General features: G+C 31.4%; 14 protein-coding genes. 3 read left to right on the top strand and 11 right to left on the bottom strand.

The features are described from left to right. Positions 1 to 78: 78 nt before the first annotated feature. The 7 genes from AC5LAX_RS04585 to AC5LAX_RS04555 all read right to left on the bottom strand — a co-directional run bounded on the left by AC5LAX_RS04585 (position 79) and on the right by AC5LAX_RS04555 (position 5,302). On the bottom strand, positions 79 to 528 hold the full coding sequence (locus tag AC5LAX_RS04585) for a GatB/YqeY domain-containing protein (RefSeq protein WP_022228659.1): 450 nt from the start codon (positions 526 to 528) through the stop codon (positions 79 to 81). 26 nt (positions 529 to 554) lie between these two features. After that, complete coding sequence (gene rpsU / locus AC5LAX_RS04580) at positions 555 to 737, bottom strand: 30S ribosomal protein S21 (protein WP_008538150.1); 183 nt, start codon at positions 735 to 737, stop codon at positions 555 to 557. Positions 738 to 869: 132 nt separating this feature from the next. Then, entirely contained in the window at positions 870 to 1,217 is a 348-nt protein-coding gene (locus tag AC5LAX_RS04575; protein WP_008538151.1) for a histidine triad nucleotide-binding protein, read from the bottom strand. Positions 1,218 to 1,385: 168 nt separating this feature from the next. Beyond that, a complete protein-coding gene (gene mtaB / locus AC5LAX_RS04570; protein ID WP_167625257.1) occupies positions 1,386 to 2,687 on the bottom strand; it encodes a tRNA (N(6)-L-threonylcarbamoyladenosine(37)-C(2))-methylthiotransferase MtaB in 1,302 nt (433 codons plus the stop codon). 127 nt (positions 2,688 to 2,814) lie between these two features. Next, a complete protein-coding gene (locus tag AC5LAX_RS04565; RefSeq protein ID WP_288908897.1) occupies positions 2,815 to 3,555 on the bottom strand; it encodes a 16S rRNA (uracil(1498)-N(3))-methyltransferase in 741 nt (246 codons plus the stop codon). Beyond that, positions 3,552 to 4,493 (bottom strand): 50S ribosomal protein L11 methyltransferase, encoded by a 942-nt coding sequence (gene prmA / locus AC5LAX_RS04560; protein ID WP_008538154.1) that lies wholly within the window; start codon positions 4,491 to 4,493, stop codon positions 3,552 to 3,554. The genes AC5LAX_RS04565 and prmA overlap by 4 nt, the downstream gene beginning before the upstream one ends. 119 nt (positions 4,494 to 4,612) lie before the next feature. After that, the gene (locus AC5LAX_RS04555; RefSeq protein ID WP_288908895.1) at positions 4,613 to 5,302 is read right to left on the bottom strand and encodes a DUF305 domain-containing protein; all 690 of its coding nucleotides are present in this window, start codon (positions 5,300 to 5,302) and stop codon (positions 4,613 to 4,615) included. Positions 5,303 to 5,396: 94 nt separating this feature from the next. Here AC5LAX_RS04555 and AC5LAX_RS04550 point away from each other — a divergent pair, with 94 nt between their 5' ends. The 3 genes from AC5LAX_RS04550 to hcp all read left to right on the top strand — a co-directional run bounded on the left by AC5LAX_RS04550 (position 5,397) and on the right by hcp (position 9,188). Then, the gene (locus AC5LAX_RS04550; protein WP_288908894.1) at positions 5,397 to 6,218 is read left to right on the top strand and encodes a carbon-nitrogen hydrolase family protein; all 822 of its coding nucleotides are present in this window, start codon (positions 5,397 to 5,399) and stop codon (positions 6,216 to 6,218) included. A gap of 113 nt (positions 6,219 to 6,331) precedes the next feature. Continuing rightward, the gene (locus AC5LAX_RS04545; RefSeq protein WP_288908892.1) at positions 6,332 to 7,381 is read left to right on the top strand and encodes a YeiH family protein; all 1,050 of its coding nucleotides are present in this window, start codon (positions 6,332 to 6,334) and stop codon (positions 7,379 to 7,381) included. Between the two features lie 172 nt (positions 7,382 to 7,553). Then, on the top strand, positions 7,554 to 9,188 hold the full coding sequence (hcp, locus tag AC5LAX_RS04540; protein ID WP_288908891.1) for a hydroxylamine reductase: 1,635 nt from the start codon (positions 7,554 to 7,556) through the stop codon (positions 9,186 to 9,188). A 43-nt stretch (positions 9,189 to 9,231) separates the two neighbouring features. On the opposite strand, the gene AC5LAX_RS04535 is transcribed toward hcp, so the two are convergent. The 4 genes from AC5LAX_RS04535 to AC5LAX_RS04520 form a co-directional block, all read right to left on the bottom strand. After that, positions 9,232 to 9,777 carry a flavodoxin family protein gene (locus tag AC5LAX_RS04535; protein WP_288908890.1) on the bottom strand — a complete coding sequence of 182 codons (546 nt, stop codon included), beginning with the start codon at positions 9,775 to 9,777 and terminating at the stop codon, positions 9,232 to 9,234. 144 nt (positions 9,778 to 9,921) lie between these two features. Continuing rightward, complete coding sequence (locus AC5LAX_RS04530; protein ID WP_115151305.1) at positions 9,922 to 10,428, bottom strand: hypothetical protein; 507 nt, start codon at positions 10,426 to 10,428, stop codon at positions 9,922 to 9,924. Positions 10,429 to 10,602: 174 nt separating this feature from the next. Further along, entirely contained in the window at positions 10,603 to 12,015 is a 1,413-nt protein-coding gene (locus tag AC5LAX_RS04525; RefSeq protein WP_008538160.1) for a glycoside-pentoside-hexuronide (GPH):cation symporter, read from the bottom strand. Positions 12,016 to 12,064: 49 nt separating this feature from the next. After that, a complete protein-coding gene (locus AC5LAX_RS04520) occupies positions 12,065 to 12,664 on the bottom strand; it encodes a cytidylate kinase-like family protein (RefSeq protein ID WP_115151304.1) in 600 nt (199 codons plus the stop codon). Positions 12,665 to 13,014 lie beyond the last annotated feature (350 nt).

Here is a 13,014-nt window from a genome sequence, read left to right as displayed (position 1 = left end):
TTCCTTCACCTACACCTAATAAATTTATATAAAAAAACAGATAAGACCACTATCTAGTAATCTTATCTGTTTTCATAATTAACCTAGTAATTCTTTGACGATGGTATTAACCATTTTTCCGTCAGCGCGTCCTTTAACTTTAGGCATGAGCTGTCCCATGACTTTACCCATATCTTTAGGAGTTGTTGCATTAGTAGCAGCAATTGCTTCTTTAACCAACGCTCTAACTTCTTCTTCTGATAACTGTTCTGGTAAATATGGCATTAAAACGGCAATTTCAGCTTCAGTCTGTGCGACTAAATCTTCACGACCGCCTTTTTTAAATTCATCTATAGAATCTTTACGCATTTTTACTTCTTTGCTAATAAGTGCAATTATATCGTTATCATCAAGTTCTTTTTGACCATCAATTTCAGTCTGACGAATAGCTGAACGAACCATGCGGATAACAGCAAGTTTCTGTTTTCCATCTTCTTTGGCTTTCATAGCAGCTTTCATGTCGTCCATTAACTGGGCTTTAAGTGACATATGAATTACCTCCGTTTGTGAGCTAATTAAGCTCTGTATCTGCGTTTTCTAGCAGCTTCTGATTTCTTTTTGCGTTTTACGCTTGGTTTTTCATAATGCTCACGTTTTCTAACTTCAGCTAAAGTACCAGCTTTCTGGCAAGTACGTTTAAATCTACGGAGAGCGCTATCAATTGTTTCGTTTTTACCAACTTTGATTTCAGATGACATTTATATTTCCCTCCCCTCCACCTAACACGGGAGTGTTGTACTTAATAATCATACCCAAATATTATACCTTGCTTATAAGTGCATTGTCAACCATAACCTGCAATTATATACAAATTTGATATGATTTTTTTATCAGCCTGGTGGCCATTGCATAGAGCGACCGCCAAGTAGGTGGAAATGAAGGTGCTGAACTGTTTGGCCACCCTCTTCCCCTGTATTTGCTACAGTACGGAAGCCAGTTTCTGCAATATTCAATTTTTTAGCAAGCATAGGAATTACTTCACAAGTGATATGTGCTAAAAGTTCTTTATCTTCAGCAGTTGTTGCAAGAAGACTAGCAATATGTTTTTTAGGAATAACTAATACATGAACAGGAGCTTGTGGCTCTAAATCATTAAAAGCAATGACCATGTCATCTTCATATACAGCTTGAGTTGGAATTTCTTTATTTGCTATTTTACAAAAAATACAATCTGACATATAAGGCACCTCCTTTTATAGTTTAATTAGTATAGAATTGACATATCAAATAAATATTTAATATATACCTAGTTTAAATAAAATTTACTTAAACTTTAATACTAACTCTATAACTTTATATATATTCGTTATAAAATTAGTAAAATCCTTTTTTTATTTAGACAAATTTTAAATTAATTCACCTAAAATACCATCTTTAAATAATTTAACTAATTTTACAAGACGAATATCACCAGATGTTATTTTCTCATCATTTTTGATATACACTCTTATATAATTTGAAGTTAAACCTTCCATATATCCATCTTGTTCTTGTTCAAATAAAACTTCTAATTCGCGTCCTAAAAATCTTTGATAGAACTCAGTTGCTGATTGTTCTGCCATTTTTTGCATCAAATGAACTCTTTGTTTTTTCACTGCTTCATCAATTTGATTTGTCATTTTGGCAGCTGGAGTACCTGCTCGTTTAGAATAAGGGAATACATGCATTTTCATAAATCTCATAGATTTAGCAAATTCCAAAGATTTTTGGAATAATTCATCTGTTTCACCAGGGAAACCAACGATAATATCTGTAGATATAGCAATATCTGGAACTTCACGGCGAATATTTTCTATCAATCTAGCAAATTCATCAGTAGTATAATGGCGGTTCATAGCTTTTAAAATCTCATCACTACCAGCTTGTAGTGGCAAATGTAAATGCTTAGTAAAACGTTTATGAGTCTTCACCAATTCCAATAATCTAGGAGATATTTCAATAGACTCTAAAGAACCTAGTCGCAATCTTTTTAAATTTTCATTGGCTAAGCAAATTTCTACAGCATCGCTTAAAGAAATATTTTCACCTTTAAAATCTCTACCATAAGCACCTAAATGAATGCCAGTAAATACTATTTCATGGAAATTTTCTTCTACTAATTGGTCTACTGCTGTTTTTATACTTTCCAATTTACGTGAACGAATAGGCCCTCTAGTATATGGAATAATACAATATGAACAGAAATTACAACAACCATCTTGAATTTTTAAGAAAGCTCTTGTGCGATGTGGTGTACCATAAAGAGGAATGTCTTCAAATTCATGCATATGCATAACATCATTTACTTCATTAAATAAACCATCTTCACGAGCTGCTTTTTCCACTAAATCAACAATTTTATCGCGCTGTTTAGTACCGATTACTACGCGAACACCTTCAATTTTACTGATTTCATCAGAAGCAATCTGTGCATAGCACCCTGTTACAGCTATGATAGCATTATCATTTAAACGATTTGCTCTGCGAATTAATTGACGAGATTTGCGCTCACCTAAATGAGTAACAGAACAAGTATTTATAATATAAAAATCAGCAGGTTCAGAAAAATCCACTATTTCATAGCCACGATTGCGAAATAGACCTTCCATAATTTCTGTTTCTACTTGATTAACTTTACAACCAAGTGTTGTTAATGCAACTTTTGGCAAAATTTCACTTCCTCAATTAAAATAAAACTAAAAAACTACTAATATAAAATTAGTATAACTAAATTACAGTTTCCCATAAAATAGTTATACTAAACAAAAATCTTTAATATTAAATCTAAATCAAAAATTAATAAATGCCACCTAAATCGCCTTTTTCATACATGACGATAGTAAGTGCTGCAATTGATGCAGTTTCAGCTCGCAAAATACGTTTTCCCATGGATATACTTTTAAATCCAGCATCTTTGCATAATTGCACTTCTTCTGGAGCAAAACCACCTTCTGGGCCAATCAAGATAAGATATTTTTTACTATCTACTGATTGCAACATCTCTTTAAAACTTTGCTCATCTTCTGCTTCATAGCAAATAAAACGAGTATAATCCGCATAATCTTTTGCTAATTGCTCTAAACTCACAATAGCTTCAACTGTCGGCTTTATTGTTCTACCGCACTGTTTTACTGCTTCATCAGCGATTTTCTGCCATTTTTGTTGACGAGCTAATTTTTTCTTATCATCATATTTCACTACACAATGACGGCTAACTACAGGAACAACACTTGATGCTCCTAATTCCACCGCTTTTTGCACGATAAATTCCATTTTATCGCCTTTAGGCAAACATTGTGCAACGACTACTTCTATAGGTGCTTCTGTATCAGCATCTTCTATATACTGCAATAATTTTAATTGCACTGTATCACTTGTACAAGAAATAACTTTTGCCTGTGCTACTTTACTTTCTCTATCAACAATAGTAAAAACCTGTTCAGGTCTTACTCTCATAGCATAAAGAAGATGTTTTGCATCATCGCCTTTAATCGTGATATCTTCACTTAGACATTCATCTATAAATAAACGTCTCATTGCATATCTTCCTTACGACGGAAAATAATCGCAGCCCAACCAGCTTTTTCATTCATTTTTTCTACCATAAAGCCATGTTCTTCAGCAGCTTTAGTAACATCTGCTATACGGTCAGCAATTATACCACTTGTCAAAATAGCACCATGCTGATTTAAATAATTATCTACATCATTAAACATGCGAATAATGATATCTGCTATAATATTAGCTATGATTAAGTCAGCTTTGCCATTCATATTTTTTAATAAATCGCTTTGGAAAATCTTAATATTTTCACATTCATGATTTTTTTCGATGTTTTCTCTAGCAACATCAACTGCCACATTATCATAATCAGCAGCTTCGATATCTTTTGCTCCTAATTTTGAAGCAGCAATTGCTAAAATACCACTACCTGTACCAACATCGAAAACTTTCATTTCTGGTTTTACATATTCTTCTAATAATTGAATACACATAGATGTTGTAGCATGTGTACCTGTACCAAATGCCATACCAGGGTCTAATTCAATTACTATATCATTATCTAATGGAGTGTATTCTTCCCAAGATGGCTTTACTACAATTTTTTCACCAATGCGTTCTGGATGGAAAAATTGCTTCCAATTATTAGCCCAATCTTCATCTTGGATTTCACTGCAATTAATCACGCCTGAACCCTTATCTAAAAATTGGCTCATTTCATCAATATGCAAACGCAACTGTTCTAATTTACTTGGTAAATCCTCATCAGTAGGAAGCCATGCTTTCACTGTAACAACTTCTGTTTCTTCAGCAAGTGGTATATCTGTATAGTCCCAAGCTCCAGAATGAATATAAGTATTCACAAGTTCTGGGTCTTCAATCAATACACCAGATGCTCCAAGTTCATGAAAAATCTCTGCTACAGCTTCAGTAGCCTCATGTGAAGTTTGAATGCTAATTTCAGCCCATTTCACAGGTAAATTCCTCCTTAAATAAATACTAAATCAAAACACATAAAGATTATTATACGTTTTGCTTTGACAAATGTAAACCATTCATTATAAAAAATATATTTAATTTACATTCTCATTTATTATAAACCTTGCTCTATTAATTTATCAAATTGTTTTATTTCTTTTGCTTGGTCTTTAATGATATTTTTAGCAATTTTTCTTATTTGCGGATTTTTTGTATATGCTAATATCTGTTTACTAGCTTCTAGCGCACCTTCATGATGATATTTCATTGCCAAAACAAAAGTATAATCTGCCGTTTTTTTATCGCGAGTTCTAGTTACAGCAATCATTTTATTCATCATTTCCGCCATATTTTCTTTTTCTTTAGCCACAAATTCAGCATAAGCTTTTTCACTTAAATTACTATTGCTAAAATCTCCATTAACTAAAAGCTCATTGAAATCTTCAATTTCTTTTGTCTGTGTCTTTATGATATTACGAGCTATTGCTTTTACTTCTTCATTACTGCCATATTCTAAAATTAATTTTGCAGAATCTATTGCACCTTGATGATGTGGTATCATATTAGCGATAAAATCTTTGTCCACATTGCCACTTTGTACAAATTCTTCATTCATCATTGGCATATGCATACTATCTACAATTTCATTATTGATTAATGGGTCAAAATTTAGACGATTTGTCTGCGTATTTATATTCATATCATGATGTCCATGATAATCGTGATAATGTGCATTTGCCACACCAAAACTATTTACACTACTAATAATTGACGCACAAGTTATAGCTAAAATTATTTTTTTCATTTTTCCAACCTCTTATTATTTAATATTTCATAGTGAAATTATATGATTTAGCTTTATAATTGTCAATATAACAATAATATTCTTGGAGGTATCTATGCTTAATATTTTACAATTACAAACAAAAGTCTTATCTTCAAAGGAACAAACATTAAATTACATTGAAGCTTATCTCAAAAAATTTCTTCATCTTCAGCCTGATATTGTAACCTTACCAGAAATGTTTAACTGCCCTTATTATAATAAATCTTTTCTTTTATATGCTGAATTCGAAGGAGATATTACTTACAAATTTTGTCAAAATCTAGCTAAAAAATACAATATCTATTTAAGTGCAGGCTCCATTCCTGAAAAAGATGCCCAAAATCATTTATTTAATACAGCTTATGTCTTTGATAATAATGGTAATTGCATCGCTAAACATCGCAAAATGCATTTATTCGATATTGACGTGAAAAATGGTCAACGCTTTAAAGAATCAGATACTTTATCTGCTGGTAATAATATCACTGTCTTTGACACTAAATGGGGCAAAATGGGATTATGCATTTGTTATGATTTTCGCTTCCCCGAACTCGCTCGATTAATGGTAGATTTAGGAGCAAAAACTATCCTTGTTCCCGCTGCTTTCAATATGACTACAGGCCCACTTCATTGGGAATTATTATTCCAAAGTCGTGCTGTAGATAATCAAGTATTCACCATTGGTACCGCTCCTGCTAGAGATTTAAATGCTTCTTACCATTCTTATGGTCATAGCATCATCGTTTCTCCTTGGGGAAAAGTTTTAAATCAAGCAGATTTTGAAGAAAACTTTTTATTTACAACTATAGATTTAAATGAAATTAATCTCGTTCGTGAACAAATACCACTTTTAAGACATCGTCGTTTAGATATCTATGAATTAAGACAAAAATAAAATCAATAACCTTGCACAAATCAAAAAAATAAGTTAAAATATCTCCTTGTTATAAAAATTACCGATTAAATATAAATATTTGATAGGTAATTAAATATAGGAGGTATTATTATATGTTATTAATTAAAGACCGCATTCAAGGACTTCTTCTTTGTTTTGTCCTAGCATTACCTGCTTATTTTTTAGGTAAAGAATTTGAAATCATTGGCGGTCCTGTTTTTGCCATTTTACTTGGTATGCTATTATCAAAATTTGTTCGCGAAAAAGATATCTTAAAAAGTGGTATTACATTCACTTCTAAAAAAGTTTTACAATATGCTGTTATTTTATTGGGCTTTGGTCTAAACTTAAGCACTGTTATCGCTGTAGGTGCTACATCTTTGCCAATCATCATTTCTACAATTGCCACTTCATTAATTACAGCCTACATAATTTTTAAATTAATCAATATTCCTGCAAAATCTTCTATTTTAATTGGTGTAGGTTCTTCTATTTGCGGTGGTTCTGCAATCGCTGCAACAGCACCTGTTATTGATGCTAATCATAAGGAAATCGCTCAAGCTATTTCTGTTATTTTCTTATTCAATATCATCGCTGCTTTAATCTTTCCTACTTTAGGTAATCTTTTAGGTTTATCCAACCATGGATTTGCACTTTTTGCAGGTACTGCTGTCAATGATACTTCTTCGGTTACAGCAGCAGCTTCTTCTTGGGATAGCATGCACAATACTGGTACACAAGTTTTAGATAGTGCCACTATTGTAAAACTCACAAGAACACTTGCTATCATTCCTATCACATTAATCTTAGGTTTTTATCAGTCCAAAAAAGCCTCTGGTCAAAATAAGGCTAGTGTAAAATCTGCTTTTCCAATGTTTATTTTATATTTCATTATTGCCTCTATCATTACAACTATCTTAAACTATTTTATGGATGTAAATATTTTTTCTGCTGAATTATCTTCGGCTATTTTAACGTTTTTTGCTTTAATGAAATTCTGTAGTAAATACTTTATCATCATGGCCATGGGAGCTATTGGTCTACACACTGATATCATCGATTTAATAAAAAATGGTGGCCGTCCTATCATCATGGGTTTTTGCTGTTGGGTAGCTATTGCCTGCGTAAGTTTATTTGTTCAACACCTTTTAGGTTTATGGTAATAAATACAAATAATTTCTAAATTTTAGAAGCTAGAATATAATTTTTTATATATTCTAGCTTTTTTATTTTTAATTTATAAATTTTGTTGTTTTTACAACATACTTTTAAATTAAGCCTAATTATAATAAATATATCAATTAAATTACAAATAAAATTATTGGAGAGATAATTATGGAAAATAAAATGTTTTGCTTTCAATGTCAAGAAACAGCTCAATGCAAAGGTTGTACACGTGTAGGTGTTTGCGGAAAATCTGCCACTACTGCTACACTTCAAGATTTATTGATTTATGCAACTAAAGGTCTTTGCGAAATCACTACTAAACTTCGTCAAGAAAAACAAGATATCAGTCGTAAATTAAATCAATTCATTTGTGAAAGTTTATTTATCACTATCACTAATGCCAATTTTGATGATGATATTATCAAAAAACGCATCACAGATACTTTAACTTATAAACAAGAACTACTTGCAAAATTACAAAATAAAGATAATTTATCTCCTGTAGCTCTTTGGACTACTAATGATGAAAATTCCTACCTAGAAAAAGGTGCTACTATCGGTGTATTATCTACTGAAAATGAAGATATTCGCAGTCTTCGTGAATTAATCACTTATGGTTTAAAAGGTATGGCAGCATATAATAAACATGCAAATGCCCTTGGTAAATTTAATGATGAAATTGACGCATTTTTACAAGCTACTTTAGCTAAAACTGTTGATGATAATTTATCTGGAGAAGAATTAACAGCTCTTGCTTTAAAAACTGGTGCTTTCGGTGTAAAAGTCATGGCACTTTTAGATGAAGCTAATACTTCTCGCTATGGAAATCCAGAAATCACATCTGTAGATATCAGCGTTCGCAATAATCCAGCAATCTTGATTTCTGGTCATGATTTACGCGATTTAGAAATGCTTCTTGAACAAACTCAAGGAACTGGTGTTGATGTATATACACATAGCGAAATGCTTCCTGCACATTATTATCCATTCTTCAAAAAATATAAAAACTTTGCAGGTAACTATGGTAATGCTTGGTGGAAACAAAAAGAAGAATTTTTATCCTTTAACGGCCCAATCTTATTGACTACTAACTGTCTTGTACCACCAAAATCTGAATATAAAGACAGAATTTATACTACAGGTGTTGTTGGCTTTGCAGGTTGCAAACATATTCCTGGTGAAATCGGCGAAACTAAAGATTTTTCTGCTATTATTGAACATGCAAAAAAATGCCCACCACCAACACAAATTGAAACAGGCTCTATCGTAGGTGGTTTTGCCCATAATCAAGTTTTAGCTCTTGCTGATAAAGTAGTTGAAGCTGTAAAATCTGGTGCTATCAAAAAATTTGTAGTTATGGCAGGCTGTGATGGTCGTCAATTAGTTAGAAATTATTATACTGACTTTGCTAAAGCACTTCCTCAAGATACAGTTATCTTAACTGCTGGCTGTGCAAAATATAAATACAATAAATTAAATCTAGGCGATATCGATGGTATTCCTCGCGTTTTAGATGCTGGTCAATGTAATGACAGTTATTCACTCGCTTTGATTGCCTTAAAACTTAAAGAAGTATTTGGCTTAGATGATATCAATGAATTACCAATTGCTTATAATATCGCATGGTATGAACAAAAAGCTGTTATCGTTCTTTTAGCACTTCTTTATCTTGGTGTAAAAAATATAAAACTTGGCCCTACACTTCCAGCTTTCTTATCTCCAAATGTAGCTAAAGTTCTTGTGGATAACTTCGGTATTTCTGGTATCAATAGTGTAGAAGAAGATATTAAATCTCTTATCTAAAACTTAAAACACAACAAAAAAGACGGTATTAAAACCGTCTTTTTTATTTTTTCATATTTAAATATTTTTCTCTCAAAGCTATTTTTCGTTGCATGGCCTTAACAAATTCTTTTGCTCGAGAAAAATCTTCTTCATTAGGATGCATTGAAGCTTTTTGCCAACGTTCAAGATTACGTGGTATCGCTGCATGAGGATCATTTTTATCAGCATTTTTACGTCTTTCCAGCATTGCTGGATTTATTTTTCCTTGGCTGGCAAAAGTTCCCAATACTTTGCAATTTTCTCCTAAATAACTAGCAGCTCTAGCAAAAGCAGTTATAGAATGTTCACTATTTAATTCTGCCCCTTGTGTTTGAAATAAAATTACTGTTTTATTATTTAATTTTTTCAATAATTCCTGTACCATTTTATCTGGTTCGCCACGAGTGAGCCAATATCCTACAGCAATATTATCATAATCCTCAAAATTAAATTCATCTCGTATAGCAAAAATATCTGCCATATCTTCACCAAAACCATCATAAATAGCCTCTGCTATCTGTTTTGTATTTCCAGTTACACTAGAATAAACTATCAACCATTTTTTCATTATACACACTCTTTTCTTATAAATTAATTATCATTATAAATAAAAAAGATATAAATTCTGTTGTTTTTACAACTAATTAAACAAAAATAAAAAGGGATTAAGCATAAAGCCAATCCCTTAAATATAATTCCATTATTAATATTATTAAAATTCAATTTGTAATTTAAATTCAGTTTCCTGTTTTTCTTCTTTTGCCCAAGTATTTAACATATTAATCATAGCAATAAAAGAAGAAGCTGAAATATCTTCAATGATATTCTGATTTTCTTTAGAACGTCCACCCACATATTCTAAGCTAATACTACTAGATAATCTTTCATCTGCTTCTTTAAGTAAAGTATTAATCACTGCATTTAAAGTTGCTTCATTAATTACTTCATAATCGCTCAAATCATTATTGCAAAAAATAGTTGTTAAATTAAAGAAACCTTTTTCTCTGTCGCTGATAGGTATAGCAAAATATCTATTTTCGTATTTTTTATTATAAGGCACATCGTAACTATGTTCATAATCCCTTACTTCATACTTACCTACTAAATAAGCAGTAGGCTTACTTTGCTCGTCTTTCACAACTTTTACCAATTCTTTAAAAGCTACTCTAAAAGTATTTTCTTTAAACCCTTGTTTATTAATATAGAGATAAACTTTCATTTAGTGCCAGGCCTCTTTTCTCTTCAAATTTCTAATAATAATAATACCATTATATTTATAAAACGTCTATTTAAATGAAAATTCAATAAAATTTTAATTTTTAATAATTATATTTGAACATAAAAAAAAGGATATTCTTTAAAAAGAATATCCTTTTTATAAATTTTATATCAATTATTTATTATCTTTACCCCAAGTACGTTCAAGTTCTCTAACAATTTCAGCATGTTTTTCTTCTGTTAATTTAACTTTAGCTTTGTAAATGAATGTTGCAATGATGAGTAAGATAAATGGAATTGCAAACATGATAATTTGGAAGTTGAGTAAATTATCAGGAGTTATGCTTTCTGCTGTAACTTTATTACCAGACATACCAACCCAAACAGCTGTGAAGCCTACGATAGCAGATGTGATAGCACCGCCTAATTTATCAATTAAAGGACGTACACAAAGTACGAGTGCTTCATCACGATGACCAAGTTTTAATTGACCATATTCAACAGTATCTGTGATTGTCATTAATACAACAAGAAAGATAAGTGGCTGTGGTAATGCAAATAAACCAGCACCAAGTAATGTTAAATATACATTTTGACCTGCAAAGTAGTAAATAACTACTGCAATTAACATAATAGCGATAGAATAGAAGAATAAATTACGTCTGCTGAATTTTTTAGTTAATGATGGGAATAAAGCAACTGCCATTAAACCAATGATAACGTTGATTACACCTAAGAAGGAGAACTGAGAAGAATCACCTAATACATAAATGAAATAGTAAAGGTTGAAGTTATTGATAAGGTTTTGACCTAAACCAAAGATAAGATAAGCAAATGCAATCCATAAGAGCTGGTCATTTTTCATTAATACAGAGAAAACTTGTCCAAAAGATGTATCTGTTTTGTTTTCACGAAGAGCAGAGTCATGTTCTTTTGTACCAATACCAAGAATAATAGCACCTACAGTAGCAATTAAACCACCAATTGCAGCAAATGCGAACCAACCTGTAGCATCACCTGCACCACCATTGCTATTTTCAGAGAAAGCTAAAACAATTGGAATAACAATGATAGTTACGAGCTGACCACCGAATACAGAACCAATACGTGCATAAGTAGCTGTAATTTCACGTTCACGAGAGTCAAAAGAAAGTGCTGGTATCATGGACCAAATAGCAACGTCTTTTGCTGAATAGAAAATATCCATAATTATATATAAAATAGCGAAAACAATTAAGTACATTATAGGGCTTGTTTCAGCTAAACCGCCAATATCTGTGAATAAGATAGCTAAAGTAACTGCGGCAATAACTGCACCAGAAAGAACCCAAGGTTTAAATTTACCCCATCTAGTTTTTGTTTTATCGATAGTATTACCAATGAATGGGTCAATGAAAAGTTCCGCAACACGAATAACAAGAATAACTGTTGTTACAAGACCGATCATATATTCATTATAACTTGTATCATCTGTATTAAATAAATTACTTGTTACGAAAATCATAAAATAAGTACCAATCATTGCATAGAAAAAGTCATGCCCAAAGGTACCGCACGCATATGCCACACGTGATAAAAATCTTGACATATAAAGGCCTCCCATTATGTTATTAAAAATTTAATGACTACACTAAAAATTATTTAACTGTGTTAATATATTCGATGATAGCATCAGCTATTTTATCTAAAGGAGCATTGCTAGTATTTACAATTAAATCATAGTTAGAAGCTTCGCCCCATTTTTTACCTGTGTAATAATTGTAATATCTAGCTCTTTTTTCGTTTTCTGCATCCAATTCTTTTAAAGTTTTACCTTCGTAAACTTCTTTACCTCTTTTTTCTCTATATTCATCATTTGCACAAACGAAGATGGAGAAATGATTTGGCATATCTTCTAATACATAATCAGCGCAACGACCTAAGATAACACATGGTCCATCATTAGCAAGTTTTCTTACTACACTAGCTTCAGATAAGAACATGCCTCTACTAGATTCACCCATGCGAGTACCAAAAGAATGGAATGGCATGAATGTCAATGTCAATGGATGAACAGTATTTTCTAAATCTAATAAATCTTGTTCAGATAAATCATTGATACCTAATTTAGCTGCTGCGATATGCACAATTTGTCTATCGTACAATTTTACATTTAATTTTTTAGCTAAAATTTCAGCTAATTCACGACCACCGCAACCATACTGTCTACTTATTGTAATTACTGTATTTGAGTTCATATTAAATCCCTCTCTTTAATATTAAAATATAATAAATAAGAAAATGCTCAACTTATCAAATATATAATAATAAATAAAAGTATATGATTTTTTTGAAAATTTTTATTTTGAAAACGTTTACAATTAACCTGAAATGTACATTTCTATCTAAAAGCTTTGTTATTATTATATTTTATATCGTTACCAATAGCAATGTTTTATGTTGCTAAAATTTGTTTAAATGTTGTATATTATGTAAAATTATAAAAAAAGAACTGTACTAAATTTGACATGCACCCAAAATATTGGACATATTAATTAAGCTACTAATTGAGACTTAGTTCTGTATTCTACGGGACTAAGTCCTTTTA

The sequence above is a fragment of the Megamonas sp. genome, from assembly GCF_986095205.1.
Note: the sequence above shows the minus strand (reverse complement) of the source record. Positions and strands in the feature narration are given on the sequence as shown.

Bases quoted from the DNA above. Each gene is read 5' to 3' on its own strand.
- AC5LAX_RS04550 (WP_288908894.1), top strand. From the start codon at position 5,397: ATGCTTAATATTTTACAATTACAAACAAAAGTCTTATCTTCAAAGGAA.
- rpsU (WP_008538150.1), bottom strand. From the start codon at position 737: ATGTCATCTGAAATCAAAGTTGGTAAAAACGAAACAATTGATAGCGCT.
- hcp (WP_288908891.1), top strand. From the start codon at position 7,554: ATGGAAAATAAAATGTTTTGCTTTCAATGTCAAGAAACAGCTCAATGC.
- AC5LAX_RS04525 (WP_008538160.1), bottom strand. From the start codon at position 12,015: ATGTCAAGATTTTTATCACGTGTGGCATATGCGTGCGGTACCTTTGGG.
- AC5LAX_RS04585 (WP_022228659.1), bottom strand. From the start codon at position 528: ATGTCACTTAAAGCCCAGTTAATGGACGACATGAAAGCTGCTATGAAA.
- AC5LAX_RS04555 (WP_288908895.1), bottom strand. From the start codon at position 5,302: ATGAAAAAAATAATTTTAGCTATAACTTGTGCGTCAATTATTAGTAGT.
- AC5LAX_RS04535 (WP_288908890.1), bottom strand. From the start codon at position 9,777: ATGAAAAAATGGTTGATAGTTTATTCTAGTGTAACTGGAAATACAAAA.
- AC5LAX_RS04545 (WP_288908892.1), top strand. From the start codon at position 6,332: ATGTTATTAATTAAAGACCGCATTCAAGGACTTCTTCTTTGTTTTGTC.
- AC5LAX_RS04530 (WP_115151305.1), bottom strand. From the start codon at position 10,428: ATGAAAGTTTATCTCTATATTAATAAACAAGGGTTTAAAGAAAATACT.
- AC5LAX_RS04520 (WP_115151304.1), bottom strand. From the start codon at position 12,664: ATGAACTCAAATACAGTAATTACAATAAGTAGACAGTATGGTTGCGGT.
- AC5LAX_RS04565 (WP_288908897.1), bottom strand. From the start codon at position 3,555: ATGAGACGTTTATTTATAGATGAATGTCTAAGTGAAGATATCACGATT.
- AC5LAX_RS04575 (WP_008538151.1), bottom strand. From the start codon at position 1,217: ATGTCAGATTGTATTTTTTGTAAAATAGCAAATAAAGAAATTCCAACT.